This window comes from Janthinobacterium sp. Ant5-2-1 (assembly GCF_001445815.1).
Classification (GTDB): domain Bacteria; phylum Pseudomonadota; class Gammaproteobacteria; order Burkholderiales; family Burkholderiaceae_D; genus Janthinobacterium; species Janthinobacterium lividum_E.
This window is the reverse complement of record NZ_LNCE01000007.1, coordinates 26942-46202: the sequence shown is the minus strand read 5'-3', so window position 1 is coordinate 46202 and position 19261 is coordinate 26942. Positions and strand designations below refer to the sequence as shown.

Below are 19261 nucleotides of genomic sequence, written 5' to 3'. Positions count from 1 at the left end.
GCTGCGCCTGGGTCAGCGCGCGCAAGCGGATCAGCTGGCGCACGCCTGTTGCCAGGTCGCACACCTGCTTGCCGAAGCGGGGCTCGATGTCGGCCGCCGTATCGGGTTCCAGCAGGGTCAGCTCGAACATCAGGCCGGCGATGCGCGTTTCCGCATCGCTGCGCAGGAAAGCCAGAGTGGTGGCCACGCCGATGGCGAACTCCAGCGCGGAGCGGCCGGCAAAGGTCTGCTTGTCGCCATACGCTTCGGCGGCATACGCGAGCGCATCCAGCACGCGCGCGCTGTCCGGCGCACTCAAGCCCTCTACCAGTTGTTCCGATGTGGCGCTATTCGGGGCCGAGATGGAAACCATGTATTACCTTATAAACTTGATGACTCAACAGCTTGAAAAACTTAGCGTTCTGCAGCGATGATGACGATTTCAACCAGGCATGCCGGATTGGCCAGTTTCGCTTCCACCGTGGCGCGCGGCGGCGTGTGGCCGGAGGCGACCCAGTCGTCCCACACTTCATTCATGCCGGGGAAATCCTTCATGTCGGCGATGTAGATCTGGCACGACAGGATGCAAGTCTTGTCGCTGCCCGCTTCCATCAGCAGACGGTCGACGTGGCCGAGCACTTCGCGCGTCTGGCCGACGATGCCTTGCGTGGTGTCTTCCGCGATCTGTCCAGCCAGGTAGATGGTGTTGTTGTGTATCGCTACTTCGGAGAGGCGTTTGCCTACGTGCAATCGTGTAATTTCCATGCTTCTTCTTTCGGTTGTTTCAAAATCTGTACAGCGTTACTGATTATTACTTGCCCAGCAAAAACTTGCGGGCAATGGCGATCTGGTCGTCATGGACGAAAGTGGGCGCATGGCCCACGCCGGCGATTTCCACCAGTTCCGCTTTCGGGCCGCGACCCAGCATGCGCGTGGCCGTCTCGTGCGACAGCAAATCGGATTCCGACCCGCGCACCAGCAGAGTCGGGCAGCGCACGGCGTCATACGCGGCCCACAGCATGGCTTCGTCGCTGGCCGCCGATTCCGGCGTGGCCGAGCGGAACGGCATGGCCAGTCCCATATCATAGTGGCGGCGCCAGTGGCCATCCTTATCTTGCCGCAACACATCCACCGCCAGTTTATGCCATTCCGCGTCCGTGTGCGGGCCGAAGCTGGCGGACACGTCGCGCACGAACTTGGCGCCCTGCTCGAACGTCTCGAAACGCAAGTCCTGGCCGATGTAGTCGCCGATGCGCTGCAAGGCTTCGGGCGCCAGGGTCGGGCCGATATCGTTCAGCACCAGCTTGCTGATCGGGCTGTGAGGCAACGACGCCAGGCCCAGGCCGATCAAGCCGCCCATCGAGGTGCCGAACCAGTCCACCGTCTGGCGCTCGCCATTGGCCAACACGCGCGCCAGCAGGGTCACCATGTCGCTCACATATTGCGGCACGCGGTAGAACTGGGGATTGGCCAGCCAGCCCGAGCGCCCGCGGCCCACCACGTCGGGGCAGATCACGCGGTAATCGCTGGCCATGGCACGCGCCAGGTTGTCGAAGTCGTCCGCCACGCGCGTCACGCCATGGGCGCAGACGAGCACGTTCGGATTGTCGGGCGCGCCCCACTCCTTGTACGACATGGTATGCAAGCCTGCGGGAGAGATGCATTGCACGGATTTGATGCTCGCTTCAATCATGCCATTCCTTATAACACCGGAGCTACGGTTTTGTCCGGCGTCGTTATTTGGTAGTAAAAAACAAAGAAATCGGCGATTTGCCGGCTGCCCCGCGCGCGACGCTACGGCAGTGTAGCGCAGCGCGGGCAATGCTCCAAGCGCGCGGCTGAAATGCTGCGCCGCAGCACACTGCTGGCACGCCCGCCATGGCGCAATACCCGATATAGCGAAAATGCATATCTGCGGTTATCCACAATTGAGCCGGCCTGGCAATGCGCGGATGATCGCAGCATCAACCCGCAAGAGGAGACCACTCGTGAAAAAACCATTCTATAAAATCCTGTACGTACAGGTGCTGTTCGCCATCGTGGCCGGCGTGCTGCTGGGCGTGTTCTACCCCGCCAACGCCGTCGACATGAAACCGCTGGGCGACGGCTTTATCAAACTGATCAAGATGATCATCGCTCCCGTGATCTTCTGTACCGTGGTCTCCGGCATCGCCGGCATGCAGGACGTCAAGAAAATCGGCAGAGTGGGCGGCAAGGCGCTCCTGTACTTCGAAGTGGTCTCCACCTTCGCGCTGGCCATCGGCTTGCTGGTTGCTAACATCCTCAAACCGGGCGCCGGCTTCAACGCCGATCCGGCCCACCTCGACGCGAAGTCGATCGCGCAATACACGCACGCCGAAGGCATGTCGACCATCGACTTCCTGATGAACATCATCCCGAAGACCTTCGTCGACGCCTTCGCCAAAGGCGACATCCTGCAAGTACTCTTGATCGCCATCCTGTTCGGCTTCTCGCTGTCCCTGCTGGGCGAGCGCGGCCGTCCCGTTACCAAGCTGATCGACGAGTTGTCGCATGCCATCTTCGGCATGGTCAACATCATCATGAAAGTCGCTCCTGTCGGCGCGTTCGGCGCGATGGCCTTCACCATCGGCAAATACGGCCTGGCATCGCTGATCCCGCTGGCCAAACTGATGGGCTCGTTCTACCTGACCTGCTTCCTGTTCGTCTTCGTCGTGCTGGGCCTGATCGCCAAGTACACGGGCTTCTCCATCGGCCGCTTCCTGCTGTACATCAAGGAAGAACTGCTGATCGTGCTGGGCACGAGCTCGTCGGAATCGGCCCTGCCGGCCCTGATGAAGAAACTCGAGCGCCTGGGCTGCTCCAAGCCGGTCGTCGGCCTGGTCGTGCCTACCGGCTACTCGTTCAACCTGGACGGTACCAACATCTACATGACCATGGCGGCCCTGTTCGTGGCGCAAGCAACCAACACGGAACTGACCATCTGGCAAGAACTGACCATCCTGGGCGTGGCGATGCTGACCTCGAAAGGCGCGTCCGGCATCACCGGCGCCGGCTTCATTACCCTGGCCGCCACCCTGGCCGTGGTGCCGACGATTCCTGTGGCCGGCATGGCGCTGATTCTGGGCATCGACCGCTTCATGAGCGAATGCCGCGCGCTGACCAATTTCGTCGGCAACGGCGTGGCCACCATCGTCGTGTCGAAATGGGAAAAGGAACTGGACATGGACAAGCTGCATAGCGAACTGGCCCATCCCACCCACCCGACCGACGACGCCTACGTTGCACCAAGCGTAAATATCGTCAAGTAAGCTGTACTCTCCATTGGAAGCCTCGCAGAGCGATCTGCGGGGCTTTTTTCATTGTGCGCGGGCCATATCGCATCATCAACACATAGTAAATCATGCGTCAATATTTATCACGATGATCAATGAATGAAAAACCATTACAGTACTGCTTACTTTTCGCCGCCAGGCTCCCGCATAATGACATTGCGTTAATGCAAGCCTGACACCGAACCATCCTCACTTTTGAATGGAGCACTCATGTCCCTCTCGCCCGCTTTTTACGCCACCTGGAGCCCACGCCTGCTGGGCCTGCTGCGCATCATCCTCGGCTTTCTCTTCCTGCAACACGGCACGGCCAAGCTGTTCGGCGCGCCGCACGTGGCCATGTTCGACGGCCTGCAACTGTTTTCCGTGATGGGCGTGGCCGGCGTCATCGAGCTGGTCGGCGGTATCTTGCTGCTGGTCGGCCTGTTCACGCGCCCCGTCGCCTTCATCCTGTCGGGCCAGATGGCGGCCGCCTATTTCATGGCGCACGCGCCCGCCGGTTTCCTGCCGATCCTGAACGGCGGCGAAATGGCCGTCATGTACTGCTTCACCTTCCTGTACTTCGCGGCAGCGGGCGCCGGCGCCTACAGCCTGGACGCATTGCGCGGCAAGGCGAACGCATAAAAAAAGGCGGACATCACTGTCCGCCCCGCTTCCATACGACGCTACGCCGAGCTTACACGGCGGAAACGTCCAGTTCCGCGCCCGTGGCCGCCTGCACCTGCTCCTTGGTCACGCCCGGCGCCAGTTCCACCAGCTTCAAGCCGTTTTCCGTCACGTCGATGACGCCCAGGTCGCTGATGATGACGTCAACCACGCCCACGCCCGTCAGCGGCAAGTCGCACTGTTTCAGCAGCTTGTGCGACGTCGTGCCATCCTTGGCCGTGGCCACGTGTTCCATCAGCACGACGACTCTCTTGACGCCGGCGACGAGATCCATCGCGCCGCCCATGCCCTTGACCATCTTGCCTGGAATCATCCAGTTCGCCAGATCGCCCTTTTCCGACACTTGCATGGCGCCCAGGATGGCCAGATTGATCTTGCCGCCGCGAATCATGCCGAAGGAATCGGCCGAGCTGAAGTAGGCGGCGCCTGGCAAGGCCGTCACCGTCTGCTTGCCAGCGTTGATCAGGTCGGCATCGACTTCCGCGTCGGTCGGGAACGGGCCGATGCCCAGCAAACCGTTTTCCGACTGTAGGAATACCTCGATGTTCTCCGGCACATAGTTCGCCACCAGGGTCGGCAAGCCGATGCCCAGGTTCACATAAAAGCCATCCTGCAATTCCTTTGCCGCGCGCGCGGCCATTTCGTCACGTGTCCAAGCCATAGTAATCTCCGTATTCTGTTTTATGCTTCGCTGCGCACGGTGCGCTGCTCGATGCGTTTTTCCGGGTTCGCGTTGACCACGATGCGGTGCACGAAGATGCTCGGCGTGTGGACCTGGTCCGGGTCGATCTCGCCCACTTCCACCAGTTTTTCCACTTCCACGATGGTGATCTTGCCGGCCATGGCCACGTTCGGGTTGAAATTGCGCGCCGTTTTGCGGTAGACCAAATTGCCGGCGCGATCGGCCATGTAGGCTTTGACCAGCGCCACGTCGGCCACAAGGCTGCGTTCCATCACGTATTGCTCGCCGTCGAATTCACGGATTTCCTTGCCGTCGGCAACGATGGTGCCCACACCCGTCTTGGTGAAGAAGGCGGGAATGCCGGCGCCGCCGGCGCGCAGTTTTTCGGCCAGGGTGCCTTGCGGCGTGAATTCCAGTTCCAGTTCGCCAGCCAGGTACTGGCGTGCGAATTCCTTGTTTTCACCCACGTAGGAGGCGATCATTTTCTTGATCTGGCGCGTGGTCAACAGCTGGCCCAGGCCGAAGCCGTCCACGCCCGCGTTATTCGAAATGGCAGTCAGGCCCGTCACGCCCGAATCGCGCAAGGCGCCGATCAGGGCTTCGGGAATGCCGCACAGGCCGAAGCCGCCGACGGCGATGGTCTGGCCATCTTGGACGATACCGGCCAGCGCCGAGGCGGCGTCAGGATAAACTTTATTCATGGGTGTCCCTCTATCTTTTGTTAAGCTTTGGTCTTGAGTCCATGACTCAGGCAGCGACTCAGCATAAAATACGCGAGTGGAAAGTACAATACCGTAGAACTACCGGCGCCGTGCCGGCAATCCCCCTGTGAGAGTGATACGTATCAGATGAACGCCGCGTCAGCCATCGATTATGAAAGCATCTTCCTGCACGCGCCCGTGGGCATGTGCATGTCGGAAAACCGTATCATGCGTAGCTGCAACGAAGCGCTGGCAGCCATGTTCGGCTATGCGCGCGCCCAGCTGGACGACCAGTCGTTCGAAGTACTCTACCCCACGCACGACGAATTCCTGCGCACCGGTGACCGCATCATCCCCATCATGAACGCCAAGGGCCGCTATTCGGACGAGCGCATCATGCGCCGCAGTAATGGTGAATTGTTCTGGTGCCACGTCACGGGCCACGCCATGCTGCCGAAGGAACCGCTGGGGCCGGGCATCTGGACGTTCGAGGATGTCAGCGAGAAACGTCCCGTGACAGCGGAGCTGACCCCGCGCGAGCGCGAAATCGCCGCCCTGCTGGTGGAAGGCAAGACCAGCAAGGTCATCGCCCGCCAGGTCGACCTGAGCCCCCGCACGGTGGAAATGCACCGCGCCAAGCTGATGCGCAAGTTCGCCGCGTCGACGTCGTCGGAGCTCGTGCACAAGCTGGTGGGACTGCAGCTGCAGCGCTAGGGCTGCAGCGCAAGCTGACACCCTAGAAGGTGCTCATGCCGCCATCGGCCGAAATGATGGCGCCATTGATGAAATGCGAATCCTCGCCCGCCAGCAACAGCAGCAGGCCGTCGAGGTCTTCCGGCTTGCCCGGGCGTTTATTCGGCAGCATTTCGATCAGCTTCTTGCCCTGCTCGGTGGCAAAGTAATCTTCATTGATTTCCGTGGAAATGTAGCCGGGGCAGATGGCGTTCGTGTTGATGCCGTACTTGCCCCACTCCACGGCCATGGCGCGCGTCATGTGCACCATGCCCGCCTTGCTCATGCAATACACGCCGATCTGCGGCAATACCTGCAAGCCCGCCATCGAGGCGATATTGATGATGCGGTGCTGTTTCTTCGGGTCGCCCTTGGCGCGCGCGATCATGCGCTTGGCCGTTTGCTGGGCCACGAAGAACGATCCGCGCAGATTGGTGTCCATCACGAACGAGTAATCTTCGGGCGTGACGTCGACCAGGCGTTGCGTGGTGGAGACACCGGAATTGTTGACGAGGATATCGATGGGGCCCGCTTCCGTTTCCGCATGCGCGATGGCCGACTTGATGCTGGCGAAGTCGGTCACGTCGAGCGACACCACGTGCGCGGCGCCGCCGTCCGCTTCGATTTCGGCGCGCAATTCCTTCAGGCGTTCGGTGCGGCGCGACGCCAGCACGACCTGTGCGCCCGCCTGGGCCAGCACTTTCGCAAAGCGCGCGCCGAGGCCGCTCGATGCGCCGGTAATCAGGGCAATCTTGCCCTCGAAATTGACTTCTATGCCCACGAGCTACTCCTGTTTTATTTTAGACAACACTTTACGCCGTGCCTATGGCAATCGGGCAAATTCCCCCGCAGCGCACTCGAGCAAAAGTAAACGCCATCATTACACAAAATGGCCGGATTTAGATTGCGGCGAGGGGCAATGTCACGCAAAATGGCGCCAAAGTTGCAATCCTCGCCAAAAACAAGCACACTCGTGCTTAAATTCCCCCGATGATGCTTTATTCCCTATCCTTGCTACCTAATTGAGTAACTGACAATCGAGACCATGACACAGCCTAATAACTTAGTTGAACAGTACGGACCGCGCGAAACCATGGAGTATGACGTGGTGATCGTCGGCGGTGGCCCCGCAGGCTTGGCCGCGGCGATCCGCCTGAAGCAGCTGGCCGCTGAAAAGAGCCAGGAAGTGTCCGTCTGCGTGCTGGAAAAAGGCGGCGAACTGGGCGCGCATATCCTGTCGGGCGCCATCATGGACCCGAAAGCGCTGACGGAACTGATTCCGAACTGGAAAGAACTGGGCGCGCCCCTGAACACGGAAGTGACGGAAGACCGCATCCTGTTCCTGACCGAAACGAAAGCGTATAAAACGCCAGGCTTCGCCGTGCCGGCCTGCTTTGAAAACCACGGCAACTACATCGTCTCCCTGGGCAATGTGGTGCGCTGGATGGGCCAGCAGGCGGAAAACCTGGGTGTGGAAATCTTCCCGGGCTTCCCTGCCGCGGAAATCCTCTACAACGACGACGGCTCCGTGAAAGGCGTGGCGACCGGCAACATGGGCGTCAAGCGCGATGGCGAACCAGGTCCCGACTTCCAGCTGGGCATGGAATTGCACGCCAAGTACACGCTGTTCGCCGAAGGCGCGCGCGGCCACCTGGGCAAGCAATTGATGGCCAAGTATGACTTGAACGCCGGCAAGGATCCCCAATCGTACGGCATCGGCATCAAGGAATTGTGGGAAATCGACCCGGCCCAGCACAAGCCGGGCCTGGTGATTCACTCGAGCGGCTGGCCGCTGGACACGAAAACCTACGGCGGCTCCTTCCTGTACCACCTGGAAAACAACCAGGTGATGGTGGGCTACGTGGTAGGACTGAACTACGAAAACCCGTATTTGTCGCCGTACGAGGAATTCCAGCGCTACAAGACGCATCCGGAAATCCGCAAGTTCTTCGAAGGCGGCAAGCGCATTTCGTACGGCGCGCGGGCGATCGCGGCCGGCGGCCTGCAATCGTTGCCGAAACTGGTGTTTGCCGGCGGCGCACTGATCGGCTGCGATGCGGGTTTCCTGAACATGAGCCGCATCAAGGGCAGCCACGCCGCCATCAAGAGCGGCATGCTGGCGGCGGACGCGGCCTTCGACGCGCTGGGCGAACAGCGCCAGCACGATGAACTGACGAGCTACCCTGTCGCCTTTGAAAAATCCTGGCTGCATGAAGAGCTGCACGTGGCGCGCAACGTCAAGCCATGGCTGTCGAAAGGCTTGTACCTGGGCAGCCTGATGACGGGCATCGACCAGCTGATCTTCCGCGGCAAGGCGCCGTGGACCCTGCACCATTCGCATGGCGACCACGAATGCCTGAAACCGGCAGCCCAGTCGAAAAAGATCGTGTATCCGAAACCCGATGGCAAGCTGACCTTCGACAAGATGTCGTCCGTGTTCATCTCGAACACGAACCACGCGGAAGACCAGCCGATCCACCTGACGTTGAAGAACGCCAGCGTGCCCGTCGACGTCAACCTGGCCACGTATGCAGGTCCGGAAGCGCGTTACTGTCCCGCCGGCGTGTACGAGTTCGTGAAGAACGACGACGGCGCCGAACGCCTGCAGATCAATGCGCAGAACTGCGTGCACTGCAAGACCTGCGACATCAAGGATCCGACGCAGAACATCGTGTGGGTGACACCGGAAGGCGGCGGCGGGCCGAACTATCCGAATATGTAAGCCGGTCGCCCGGCATGCAGCAGCAGCGCTACCGCAGCCGGTAGCGCTGCCCCGCTGCGGCTGCCATGGGCTTACAGATACTTGTCGCCGGCCAGGCGGCTGCGTATCGTTTTTGCCGGCGTGCCATAACTGACGCACAGATCGGCCACGGGCCGCGTCACCACGGCGCCGGCGCCAATCACGCAATGGCTGCCTATGCGCATGCGCTGCAGCAGCAAGGCGCCCATGCCCAGGGCGCTGCACATGCCTATGAAGCAGCCGCCGCCCGTCGCAGCGGCAGGCGCCAGGCTGGAAAAGGCCTCCATCACGGAATCGTGATCGAGCGAGGCGCGCGTGTTGACGAGACAACCGTGCCCAACGTCACAGCCGGGATTGATCACCGCCCCCGCCATCACCACGCTGCCCGCGCCGATACGCACGGCCCTGGCGACGCTTGCCTGCGGATGCACGGCGCTGACGAAGGGCAATTGCGGGCACAATGCCGCCACGCGGGCGGTCACGCTTGACCGCACGAAGTTATCGCCGATGGCCACCAGCACTCCTTGCACGGCGAGCTGTTCCACCAGGACCGGCAAATCGGACTCGGCGCCCAGGACGCGATAGCCCGAGGTTTCCTCGCCGACCGTCCGGAATGGGTCGATCAAGCCGGCAATGCGAAAGACCCCCTGCCGTTCGACCACATCAATGACGACCTTCGCATGGCCCGACGAGCCAATGATCAAAATGTTTTGCATATCCCAGCTGAAAAGTGAACGATATCGGACAGCGTCCGTCCGGCAAGGACGACGCCAATTCACGGGCATCATACCAGCAGCCCGGCACAAGGCATGCCGCCCATCCGCCTGCAAGGTTTTTAAAACAGCCACTTTTCCCCGCGCTTTGACCAGCCAGCAACACCAAGTTTGCATTGCGACAGCATTCCTGGATAAATTCCACCTGGAAAGTTTCTCAGAAGCACTTTCACCAGTTACAATTCCCTCTGCTAACTATTTCACCTTCCGCCCGCCCATGAACGCAAACGCCCTTCCCGCAGTGCCCCTCGACGCCGAATTGCAGCAGGCAATTACCGAACACCAGGCTGGCCGTTTTGCCGAGGCGGAAGAGCTTTACCTGGCGATTTTGCAGGCGCATCCCTATCACGCCATCGCCAACCACAATATGGGCTTATTGGCGGGACAGGTCGGGCAATACGAGGCCGGCTTGCCGTATCTGCACAAGGCGCTGTCGGTGAACCCCGACGAAGGCCAGTTCTGGCTGTCGTATGCGGATGGCTTGCTCAAGGCGGGCGAACGCGAACAGGCGCTGGAGATCGTGACGGCGGCCATCGCGCGCGGGCTCGACAACGAACAGTCGCAAGGCTTGCGCAGCCGCATCGAAACGGCGATCGCCAGCACGCCCACAGCGCAGGAAACACAGCACGTCATTGAGTTGTATCAAGCCGGCCACCATGCCGAACTGGAAGTGGCCAGCCACGCCCTGACACAGCGCTATCCCGACTCCGACTTTGCCTGGAGCGTGCTGGGCACCGCCCTGCAATTACAGGGCAAGGATGCCTTCGAGGCCCTGCAAAAAACCGTGCAGCTGGCGCCCAACGATGCCGAAGCGCATGGCAACCTGGGTACCGCATGGCAGGAACGCGGTATGTATGCGCAAGCCGTGGCCAGCTATACCCGGGCGCTGGAACTGAATCCGGACTTTGTCGAGGCGCATGGCAACCTGGCGGCAGCGCTGCAGGCGCAAGGCAAGCTAGAGCAGGCCGAACAGGCCTACCGGCAAGCGCTGGCGCTGCGTCCCGATTATGCCAAGGGCCATTTCAATCTCGGCAATACATTACAGCTCATGCAGCGCAGCGCCGAAGCCATCGCGTGCTATCAACGCGCGCTGGCCCTGCTGCCGGGCGACGCGGAAATTTATCTGAATCTGGGCAATGCGCAGCTAGACCTGAAACAATGGCAAGCGGCCATCGTCAGCTATCGGGCCGTACTGCAACTGGCGCCACGCACCAAGGCGGCACATGCCAACTTGGCGGCGGCGCTGCATGAGGCCGGAGAATACGAGAGTGCGGTAAAAATTTGCCAGTCTGGCATCATTTTGCATGCGGACGACGCCAAGCTGCACAATAACCTGGGACGCGCGTTTCAGTGGCTGGGGAAGGCTGAGGAAGCCATCGCCGCGTATGAACAGGCGATCGCGCTCGATGGCGATTTCCCTCAGGCGCTAAGCAATCTGGGCTTGCTTCAATGCAAACAGAAAAACTACGCGGCAGCCATCGAGTACTGCACGCGTGCGTATCACCTGCAACCAGACGATGGGCCAGCGAGCGCCCAGCTCGCCATCGCCTACGGAGCCGCCGAGGACAGGGACAATGCGCTGAAGTACTTTCAGCAGGCCATTGATATGGCACCTGAGAACGCTGCAATGCACAAGCATCTGGGCGACTACTACAACAACATCAAGCGCTTCGAGCAAGCTGTCGCGCCATATCGCCAGGCAATTAAATACGAACCAGACAATAGCGAGACGCATAACAACCTCGGGGTCGTTCTACAGGAATTGAAAGCGTACGACGAAGCGATCGCTGCCTACGCGCGCGCGCTGGAATTGAATCCAAAAAACACCTCGGCGCTCATTAACCGGGGATCGACACAGCAGGCGCAGAATCAAATCGAACTGGCCAAGCAGAGTTATCTTGCCGCTCTCGCTATCGACCCCGAATTCGATCGCGCTCACTTTGCGCTCGGCAATTGCCATGTGATCATGAACGAACCCCTGCTGGCCCTCGAGTGCTATCACAAGACGCTGGCAATCAACCCAGACTATCGCGATGCCTACGTCAATATCAGCGCCACTTTCAGCAATATCGGCCGAATAGACGAAGCCATTGAAACGTGCCGCAAGGGGCTGGCCGTTTGCCCGCTGTGGGAAACCCTGTTCAGCAACTACCTGTTCTTGCTGTCGCATAGCGCAAACATTGACGCCGAGACACTGTTTGCCGAACATCAGCGCTTTAGCGACACCTTCGAAAAGCGCGTCGCCAAAAGCCCACGCGGGCACGACAATACCCGCGACCCGCTGCGCACCCTGAAGGTAGGCTTCGTGTCAGGCGATCTGCTCAACCATCCGGTACCGCACTTCCTCATCCCGATCCTGGAAAATATCGCCGATGGCGCCCGGTTGTCACTGTATGCCTACCATAACAATCCGCAAAACGACGATATCACGGAGCGCTTGCGGGAAGTCATTCCCCACTGGCGCCAGGTCGAGCACCTGTCCGATCCGGACCTGGGCCAGCTGATCCGCGACGATGGCATCGACATCCTGATCGATCTGTCCGGCCACACGGGCAAGAACCGGCTGCTCATGTTTGCCGCCAAGCCCGCCCCAGTCCAGGCCAGCTGGATCGGCTACCCGCTCACGACGGGACTGCAGGCGATCGATTACTATCTGAGCGATCAGTACTTCACGCCGCCGGACGAATTGGGCAGCCAGTTCTCCGAAAAACTGATGCTGCTCCCCGCCTGCGTGCCATTCCTGCCATCCGAGCTTGCGCCCAGCATTGAGCCGGCGCCCGTATTGGCAAATGGCTATATCACGTTTGGCAGTTTCAACCGCACCAACAAAATCAATCGCCAGGTCATCGCGCGCTGGGCCAGGGTGCTGCGCGCCGTCCCCGATTCCAAAATGATCGTGGCGGCCATGCCGAAATCGGAAGCGCCGCCACAACTGGCTGCCTGGTTCGCGGAAGAAGGCATTGCGCCGGAGCGCCTGACCTTCGAAGGACGCACGAGCATGGCCCAATTCATGGCCATCCATCACCGCATCGATATCTGCCTCGACGCCTTCCCGTATTGCGGCAGCACGACGACCCTGCATGCGCTGTGGATGGGCGTGCCCACGCTCACGACGGCAGGTCCCACCATGCCTAGCCGCGCCGGCAACATGATCATGCGCCAGGTCGAACTCGATGACTTCATCGCCACCGACGAAGAGGATTTCGTGCGCAAGAGCGTGTCCATGGCGGCCAACCCCATGCTGCTGGGCGCCTACCGTTTCAGCATGCGGCACCGCCTGGAGCGCTCGATCCTGGGCAAGCCCAAGCTGATCACGGAAGGGCTGGAAAATGGCCTGCGCATGGCCTGGCAACGCTGGTGCGAAGGCTTGCCGCCAGTTTCGTTCGAAGCGCCCGTGGCCGTGCCCAACCCGCCGATCGGATTATGATGAGCGCTCAAAAAAACAAACCCGTCTATGTCACCCAGCCCCTGCTGCCGCCGCTGGAGGATTTCCTGCCGTATCTGGAAACGATCTGGGACAACAAGATCCTGACCAATGGCGGCCCGTTCCACCAGCAGCTCGAGCAGGCGCTGTGCGACTACCTGGGCGTCAAGCATATCTGCCTGTTCGCCAATGGCACGCTGGCATTGATGACGGCCTTGCAGGCGCTGCGCATCAATGGTGAAGTGATCACGACGCCGTACTCGTTTGTCGCCACCGCTCATTCCCTGCTGTGGAACAACATCAAGCCGGTCTTTGCCGACATCGAGCCGCACAGCCTGAACCTCGACCCAACCAAAATCGAGGCGGCCATCACGCCGCAGACCACCGCCATCATGCCCGTGCACTGCTACGGCCGGCCATGCGACATCGAAGCCATCGAGAAAATTGCCGACAACTACAACCTGAAGGTGATCTACGATGCGGCGCATGCGTTTGGCGTACGCCACCGCGGTGGCAGCGTGCTCAATCACGGCGACCTTTCCGTGATCAGCTTTCACGCCACCAAGATCTTCAACACCTTCGAAGGCGGCGCCATCGTCTGCCCCGACGCCAAGACCAAGCAACGCATCGACCACCTGAAAAACTTCGGCTTCGTCGATGAAGTCACGGTTGTGGCCGCCGGCATCAATGGCAAGATGAGCGAGATCAATGCCGCCTTCGGCCTGCTGCAGCTCAAGGGCATCGACGGCGCGCGCCAGAAGCGCAAGGCGATCGATGCGCATTACCGCCAGCAGCTGGCCGGCATCGGTGGCATTACCTGCGTGCAGCAAGGCGATGCCGAGGCCGCCAACAACGCGTATTTCCCCATCTTGGTCGGCCCCGGCTACCCGCTGTCGCGCGACGCCCTGTTCCAGTTGCTGCGCGACCAGGAAATCTACGCGCGCCGCTATTTTTACCCGCTCATCAGCGACTTCCCCATGTACCGAGGCATGCCGTCCGCGGCGCACGCGAACCTGCCCGTGGCGCGGCTGGCGTCGTCGCAAGTGATCTGCCTGCCCATCTATCCCGATCTGGAGATGGCGACCGTGGACGCCATTATCGCCATGATCGCCGCACCCGCACTGCAACAAGAAGTGATACGGAACATCGCCTGATGCAAATTTCCACCGAAACCAATTTTTCCGGCGTAGCGGAGAACCACCCATGGTCGGCGCAATTCACGGTACTGGGCTACGCGGATGGCGCCATCAGCACCCTGCCCCATCAATTTTTCCGCAACTGGCTGGACCAGGAACCGCAGAGCGGCCACTTTTATATTGGGCGCGGCTCCTGTTTCGGCGTCGGTTCACTGGTGAAATATGACAGCGGACAGCAAAGCCTGTGCGTCGGACGCTATGTGGCCGGTGGCTCGCGCCTGAGTTTCATCCTCAATGGCCAGCATGAAATGCGCACGGTCTCGACGTTCATGCTGTCGATCCTCGGCGATGGCTTGAAAAATACGCCGCCGCCACAGTATGCCGACACGGTGATCAAGAACGATGTGTGGATCGGCGACGAAGCAATGGTGCTGGGCGGCAGCGTGATCGAAAACGGCTGCGTCATCGGCGCCCGCTCGCTGCTGCCACCGAATTTCCGTTCGGAACCTTATGGCATCTATGCGGGTTCGCCGGCGCGCCTGATCCGCTACCGCTTCACGGAAAAAGTCCGTGCCGCGTTGCTGGAACTGGCCTGGTGGGAAATGCCACTGGAATGGGTACGCAACAATAACGCCATGTTCATGGAAGACCTGTGCGCCGACGAAGCGAAGGCCTTGCTGGTCATCGACATCCTGAAAAGCAGCCGCAAGCAATGGGAGGCGGAGCACGGCGGCGTGGCCGATTGAACTTGCACAGCCTATCATTATGGCAATGAAAAATAAATTTCCATACGGCATTTAATAAAGTGGAATGCAGGGTCGCCTTGTACGGGTAGGAGCAGATAAACAGTCGCTCCTACCCGTAACCACCCAATTAGGAATGACACCATGCTGAGCCTTCACACCAACGCTGCCTCCCTGTCGGCACAAAATTCGATCTCGAATACCCAATCCAAACTGTCGACTTCGATGACGCGCCTGAGCACCGGCTTCCGCATCAATTCGGCCATGGACGACGCTGCCGGCCTGCAGATCGCCACCCGCCTGAAAGCACAAACCAGCGGCATGACCGTTGCGATGAACAACACGCAAAACAGCACCTCGCTGTTGCAAACGGCTGAAGGCGCGTTCGCAGAAGTAACCAACATGCTGGTGCGCATGAAAGACTTGGCGACCCAAGCTTCCGATGCTTCGTCGACCGCCGCCGACAAGACCGCCATGCAAGCTGAATACAATGCATTGGGCCAGGAACTGTACAACGTGATGACCAACACCACGTTCGGCGGCACGGCACTGCTGGGCGACGGCAGCGGCGCAGCCAAGGGCACCTTGTCGACTTCGATGACCTTCCAGATCGGCGCGAGCTCGACCGAGAAAATGAGCTTCGACGTGTCGACCAACCTGGCATCGCTGAACACGGCCCTGAGCGGCCTGAGCAAAAACTTCTCGTCGGGTGCCTCGACCGGCGCCAACGAACTGACCAGCACTGCCAACGCCACCATCGGCCTGCTGGCCACCGCCATCGACAGCGTCAGCACCGTGCGTTCGGCACTGGGCGCGACGGCTAACCGCCTGGACCACGTCAACACCAACCTGTCGAACATCGCCACCAACACCAAAGCCGCTACCGGCCGCATCATGGACACCGACTTCGCTACCGAAAGCTCGAACATGACGTCGTCGCAAATGCTGCTGCAAGCTGGCACCGCGATGCTGAAACAAAGCAACAGCATGTCCTCGATGGTCATGTCCCTGCTGCAATAATATTGACCCGGCCGCTCGCGGCCAGTCTCTCGAAGCCAGACTCCGGTCTGGCTTTTTTTTCGTGCGCGCCTGGCGCCAGCATGCCGCAACAGCATCAGGACGAGCCGGTGAACCGACAAACCGCATTTATTTTAAAAAATTTCCTTAAAGCATTTAATTAAGATGGCGGCACGGTCGTCTTGTACTGATAGGAGCAGATAAATCGTCGCTCCTCACCGTAACCACCTAATTAGGAATGACACCATGCTGAGCCTTCACACCAACGCTGCCTCCCTGTCGGCACAAAATTCGATCTCGAATACCCAATCCAAACTGTCGACTTCGATGACGCGCCTGAGCACCGGCTTCCGTATCAACTCGGCAATGGACGATGCTGCCGGCCTGCAAATCGCCACCCGTCTGAAAGCACAAACGAGCGGCATGACCGTTGCGATGAACAACACGCAAAACAGCACCTCGATGCTGCAAACGGCTGAAGGCGCGTTCGCTGAAGTGACCAACATGCTGGTGCGCATGAAAGACTTGGCTACCCAAGCTTCCGATGCTTCGTCGACCGCCGCCGACAAGACCGCCATGCAAGCCGAGTACAACGCATTGGGCCAGGAACTGTACAACGTCATGACCAACACCACGTTCGGCGGCACCAAGCTGCTGGGCAAAGGTAGCGCCGCAGCTGACGGCACGCTGTCGACGTCGATGACGTTCCAGATCGGCGCAAGCTCGACGGAAAAAATGACGTTCGACGTTTCGGGCAACCTGAGCTCGCTGAACGCAGCCCTGACCGGCCTGAGCGCCAACTTCTCGAGCGCCGCCGCGGCAGGCGCCACGGAACTGACGTCCAACGCCAACGCCAATATCGGCCTGCTGGCTACCGCCATCGACAGCGTCAGCACATTGCGTTCGGCACTGGGCGCGACGGCTAACCGTCTGGACCACGTCAACACCAACTTGTCGAACATCGCCACCAACACCAAAGCTGCTACCGGCCGCATCATGGACACCGACTTCGCTACCGAAAGCTCGAACATGACGTCGTCGCAAATGCTGCTGCAAGCTGGTACCGCGATGCTGAAACAAAGCAACAGCATGTCCTCGATGGTCATGTCCCTGCTGCAATAATATTGACCCGGCCGCTCGCGGCCAGTCTCTCGAAGCCAGACTCCGGTCTGGCTTTTTTTTCGCCTGCAGTGCCGGGAATTTCCAGCATATTGAACTAAATTGCCATCATGTTTAACGATGTTGCCGGCATAGTCGCCTATACAAGGTAGAACACCGAACAATCGTCCACTGGAGCCGCCGCGTGCTGAGCATTCATACCAATACTGCCGCACTATCTGCCCAGCGAGCCATGGGCTGGGCACAGCAAATGCTGTCGACGTCGATGACGCGCCTCTCCACGGGCTTTCGCATCAACTCGGCCATGGACGACGCGGCCGGCTTGCAGATCGCCACCAGGCTGAGCGCCCAGACCAGCGGCATGGCGGTGGCCATGCGCAACACGCAAAACAGTACTTCCCTGCTGCAAACGGCCGAAGGCGCGTTTGGCGAAGTCACCAGCATGCTCGTGCGCATGAAAGACCTGGCCACCCAGGCGGCGGACGCCTCGTCGAACCAGAAGGACCGCGACGCCATGCAGGGCGAATACGATGCGCTGGGCGCCGAGCTGTACAACGTCATGACGAACACCCGCTACGGCGGCACTTTATTGCTGGGCAACGGCAGCGCCGGCATGGGCACCTTGTCGCAAGCCATGACGTTCCAGATCGGCGCCACCGGCAGCGAGACCATGCAGTTCAGCGTGGCGGGCGACATGGGTGCGCTCAACACTGCGCTGCAGGCGATCTCCGTCAATTTCGCGCCGGGCGCCACAGCCGGCAGCGAATTTGCCAGCAACAGCAGCGCCAACGGCATGATCGACATGCTGGCGGCAGCCGTCGACAAGGTCGGCAGCGTGCGCTCGGCGCTGGGCGCCACCGCGAACCGGCTCGGCCACGTCTACAATAACTTGTCCAATATGGTCACCAACACCAAGGCCGCCATCGGCCGCATCATGGACGTCGATTACGCGGCTGAAAGCGCCAACATGACGTCGGCGCAAATGCTGATGCAAGCGAGTACGGCCATGCTCAAGCAAAGCCAGAGCATGAGCAAGCTGATTCTTTCTTTACTACAATAATTACCGGCAGGACACGATGGCGGATCGGATGAATATGCATCAGCAGGAAGCAATGACATGGCGATAGACCGCATTGCATCGGGCAACCCGGTGCCCCTGATTACCCAGCGCTTCGACGTCAGCCCCGCTACGCCGATGGTGCCTGGCGTGGTGCAGCCGCTGGTGCCGATCGGCCCCTACATGGCGCCCGCGCCCGACGCCGGCACCCTGCCCGCCCAGCTGCAGCAGGGACAGGACAGCCTGGCATCCCTCATCAAGCCGAATGCCGAGGGTACGGGCGGCGCCTTGCCGCGCGACAGCAGCGCCATGCAGGTCAACCAGCTCTTCTTCACGCGCCAGCTGATATGGCAACCGCCCGACGCGGCGCAGCTGGCCGCCTCGTGGCGCGTGATGGTGCGCACGTATGGCGAACAATACGCGGCCCTGCAGGAACAGGCGCGCGGCCAGCACGTGCCGGGCAATTTGTTCATGGCCGAGCAACAGCCGGCCCTGCTGCGCGAAGGCGCCCGCCCGCCCTTGACGGTCGACAGCGAAGCGTGGCGCTTTGCCGTGTATGGCTGGGGCGGCCAGCGCCTGCTGCTGCGCGTGCTGGCCAGCGACGAAGACGAGGACGCCACGCCGAAACGGCGCGGCAAGGTGGCGCTGCGCGTCGAACTGATCATCATCGGCATCGGCCGGGTCGTGATCCAGATGGAACCGTCCGGCGACGGCGTGCTGCTGGAACTGGCCTCCGACGAGGAAGCGGCATTGCGCCATTTGCGCCTGGTCCTGCCCGAAATCGCCGACGCCGTACGGCGCGCCGGCCTGCGCCTGGTGCGCTGCCGTCTGAACCGCCAGTTGCACGCGCAGCGCGTGCACGGCAACTACCCGATGCAGGCGGGCGCCGCTTCGCTGTCGCTGCCCCTGTTCCGCGCCATGGCCGAAGTGGCCCTGCTGCTGACGCAGCCCGAAGCGGAAGTGGCGGCCGATCCCGATGCGCCGGCAGAGGCGCCCGCGTCCGAGCCGGAGGAAGAAATCATTGTCTCGAAGGAAGTGGCGGCGCCGTTCGGTTACGATTATGGCGACGCGTCGGCGGACGCACAGGAAGAGGAAGTATTCATGCTGGCCGGGCCGGCGGAGCCGACGCAGGATTTGCTGCCGCCCATCGACGAGCAGGATTGACGCAGCATAAAAAAACG

Annotated in this window: 18 protein-coding genes; 11 read left to right on the top strand and 7 right to left on the bottom strand. The window is 60.7% G+C overall.

The genetic code is table 11. From position 1 onward, the window contains the following. From ASN89_RS01920 to ASN89_RS01910, 3 genes are all read right to left on the bottom strand, one after another. The coding region (locus ASN89_RS01920) for an HD domain-containing protein (protein WP_152988406.1) at window positions 1–352 on the bottom strand (352 nt) is incomplete at its 3' end. Window positions 353–393: 41 nt separating this feature from the next. Then, window positions 394–744, bottom strand: a complete 351-nt coding sequence (locus ASN89_RS01915) for a RidA family protein (RefSeq protein WP_034784210.1) — start codon at window positions 742–744, stop codon at window positions 394–396. A 46-nt stretch (window positions 745–790) separates the two neighbouring features. Beyond that, on the bottom strand, window positions 791–1672 hold the full coding sequence (locus ASN89_RS01910) for an alpha/beta fold hydrolase (protein ID WP_046684929.1): 882 nt from the start codon (window positions 1670–1672) through the stop codon (window positions 791–793). Between the two features lie 259 nt (window positions 1673–1931). Here ASN89_RS01910 and ASN89_RS01905 point away from each other — a divergent pair, with 259 nt between their 5' ends. Both ASN89_RS01905 and ASN89_RS01900 read left to right on the top strand, forming a co-directional pair. Next, window positions 1932–3269: a dicarboxylate/amino acid:cation symporter gene (locus tag ASN89_RS01905; RefSeq protein WP_235432958.1), complete on the top strand. Its 1338-nt coding sequence runs from the start codon at window positions 1932–1934 to the stop codon at window positions 3267–3269. Window positions 3270–3503: 234 nt separating this feature from the next. Beyond that, window positions 3504–3914: a DoxX family protein gene (locus tag ASN89_RS01900; protein WP_058048077.1), complete on the top strand. Its 411-nt coding sequence runs from the start codon at window positions 3504–3506 to the stop codon at window positions 3912–3914. 52 nt (window positions 3915–3966) lie between these two features. Here ASN89_RS01900 and ASN89_RS01895 read toward each other — a convergent pair whose 3' ends face one another. Beyond that, window positions 3967–4617, bottom strand: coding sequence for a CoA transferase subunit B (locus ASN89_RS01895; RefSeq protein ID WP_035818065.1), 651 nt, complete (start codon window positions 4615–4617; stop codon window positions 3967–3969). A gap of 20 nt (window positions 4618–4637) precedes the next feature. After that, complete coding sequence (locus ASN89_RS01890; RefSeq protein WP_058048076.1) at window positions 4638–5339, bottom strand: CoA transferase subunit A; 702 nt, start codon at window positions 5337–5339, stop codon at window positions 4638–4640. A gap of 147 nt (window positions 5340–5486) precedes the next feature. On the opposite strand from ASN89_RS01890, the gene ASN89_RS01885 reads away from it, so the two are divergent. Then, window positions 5487–6053, top strand: coding sequence for a LuxR C-terminal-related transcriptional regulator (locus ASN89_RS01885; protein ID WP_058048075.1), 567 nt, complete (start codon window positions 5487–5489; stop codon window positions 6051–6053). A gap of 22 nt (window positions 6054–6075) precedes the next feature. On the opposite strand, the gene ASN89_RS01880 is transcribed toward ASN89_RS01885, so the two are convergent. After that, a complete protein-coding gene (locus tag ASN89_RS01880) occupies window positions 6076–6852 on the bottom strand; it encodes an SDR family oxidoreductase (RefSeq protein WP_034752351.1) in 777 nt (258 codons plus the stop codon). A 264-nt stretch (window positions 6853–7116) separates the two neighbouring features. On the opposite strand from ASN89_RS01880, the gene ASN89_RS01875 reads away from it, so the two are divergent. Then, window positions 7117–8793: an electron transfer flavoprotein-ubiquinone oxidoreductase gene (locus ASN89_RS01875; RefSeq protein WP_200968942.1), complete on the top strand. Its 1677-nt coding sequence runs from the start codon at window positions 7117–7119 to the stop codon at window positions 8791–8793. A gap of 71 nt (window positions 8794–8864) precedes the next feature. Here ASN89_RS01875 and ASN89_RS01870 read toward each other — a convergent pair whose 3' ends face one another. Then, window positions 8865–9527, bottom strand: coding sequence for an acetyltransferase (locus ASN89_RS01870; RefSeq protein ID WP_058048073.1), 663 nt, complete (start codon window positions 9525–9527; stop codon window positions 8865–8867). Window positions 9528–9801: 274 nt separating this feature from the next. Here ASN89_RS01870 and ASN89_RS01865 point away from each other — a divergent pair, with 274 nt between their 5' ends. The 7 genes from ASN89_RS01865 to ASN89_RS01835 all read left to right on the top strand — a co-directional run bounded on the left by ASN89_RS01865 (window position 9802) and on the right by ASN89_RS01835 (window position 19244). Next, entirely contained in the window at window positions 9802–13011 is a 3210-nt protein-coding gene (locus ASN89_RS01865) for a tetratricopeptide repeat protein (protein ID WP_161911726.1), read from the top strand. After that, window positions 13011–14162 (top strand): DegT/DnrJ/EryC1/StrS family aminotransferase, encoded by a 1152-nt coding sequence (locus ASN89_RS01860; protein WP_152988407.1) that lies wholly within the window; start codon window positions 13011–13013, stop codon window positions 14160–14162. Before ASN89_RS01865 ends, ASN89_RS01860 begins: the two co-directional genes overlap by 1 nt. After that, window positions 14162–14890: an acetyltransferase gene (locus ASN89_RS01855; protein WP_058048070.1), complete on the top strand. Its 729-nt coding sequence runs from the start codon at window positions 14162–14164 to the stop codon at window positions 14888–14890. Before ASN89_RS01860 ends, ASN89_RS01855 begins: the two co-directional genes overlap by 1 nt. A gap of 141 nt (window positions 14891–15031) precedes the next feature. Next, the gene (locus tag ASN89_RS01850; protein ID WP_046684921.1) at window positions 15032–15907 is read left to right on the top strand and encodes a flagellin; all 876 of its coding nucleotides are present in this window, start codon (window positions 15032–15034) and stop codon (window positions 15905–15907) included. Between the two features lie 243 nt (window positions 15908–16150). Next, on the top strand, window positions 16151–17026 hold the full coding sequence (locus ASN89_RS01845) for a flagellin (RefSeq protein ID WP_046684920.1): 876 nt from the start codon (window positions 16151–16153) through the stop codon (window positions 17024–17026). A gap of 181 nt (window positions 17027–17207) precedes the next feature. Then, a complete protein-coding gene (locus tag ASN89_RS01840) occupies window positions 17208–18083 on the top strand; it encodes a flagellin (RefSeq protein WP_058048069.1) in 876 nt (291 codons plus the stop codon). Between the two features lie 57 nt (window positions 18084–18140). Further along, entirely contained in the window at window positions 18141–19244 is a 1104-nt protein-coding gene (locus ASN89_RS01835) for a hypothetical protein (protein WP_058048068.1), read from the top strand. Window positions 19245–19261 lie beyond the last annotated feature (17 nt).

Excerpts from the sequence above, each read along its gene's own strand:
- ASN89_RS01915 (WP_034784210.1), bottom strand. The coding sequence starts at position 744 with ATGGAAATTACACGATTGCACGTAGGCAAACGCCTCTCCGAAGTAGCG.
- ASN89_RS01910 (WP_046684929.1), bottom strand. The coding sequence starts at position 1,672 with ATGATTGAAGCGAGCATCAAATCCGTGCAATGCATCTCTCCCGCAGGC.
- ASN89_RS01905 (WP_235432958.1), top strand. The coding sequence starts at position 1,932 with ATGATCGCAGCATCAACCCGCAAGAGGAGACCACTCGTGAAAAAACCA.
- ASN89_RS01900 (WP_058048077.1), top strand. The coding sequence starts at position 3,504 with ATGTCCCTCTCGCCCGCTTTTTACGCCACCTGGAGCCCACGCCTGCTG.
- ASN89_RS01895 (WP_035818065.1), bottom strand. The coding sequence starts at position 4,617 with ATGGCTTGGACACGTGACGAAATGGCCGCGCGCGCGGCAAAGGAATTG.
- ASN89_RS01890 (WP_058048076.1), bottom strand. The coding sequence starts at position 5,339 with ATGAATAAAGTTTATCCTGACGCCGCCTCGGCGCTGGCCGGTATCGTC.
- ASN89_RS01885 (WP_058048075.1), top strand. The coding sequence starts at position 5,487 with ATGAACGCCGCGTCAGCCATCGATTATGAAAGCATCTTCCTGCACGCG.
- ASN89_RS01875 (WP_200968942.1), top strand. The coding sequence starts at position 7,117 with ATGACACAGCCTAATAACTTAGTTGAACAGTACGGACCGCGCGAAACC.
- ASN89_RS01870 (WP_058048073.1), bottom strand. The coding sequence starts at position 9,527 with ATGCAAAACATTTTGATCATTGGCTCGTCGGGCCATGCGAAGGTCGTC.
- ASN89_RS01865 (WP_161911726.1), top strand. The coding sequence starts at position 9,802 with ATGAACGCAAACGCCCTTCCCGCAGTGCCCCTCGACGCCGAATTGCAG.
- ASN89_RS01860 (WP_152988407.1), top strand. The coding sequence starts at position 13,011 with ATGAGCGCTCAAAAAAACAAACCCGTCTATGTCACCCAGCCCCTGCTG.
- ASN89_RS01855 (WP_058048070.1), top strand. The coding sequence starts at position 14,162 with ATGCAAATTTCCACCGAAACCAATTTTTCCGGCGTAGCGGAGAACCAC.
- ASN89_RS01850 (WP_046684921.1), top strand. The coding sequence starts at position 15,032 with ATGCTGAGCCTTCACACCAACGCTGCCTCCCTGTCGGCACAAAATTCG.
- ASN89_RS01845 (WP_046684920.1), top strand. The coding sequence starts at position 16,151 with ATGCTGAGCCTTCACACCAACGCTGCCTCCCTGTCGGCACAAAATTCG.
- ASN89_RS01835 (WP_058048068.1), top strand. The coding sequence starts at position 18,141 with ATGGCGATAGACCGCATTGCATCGGGCAACCCGGTGCCCCTGATTACC.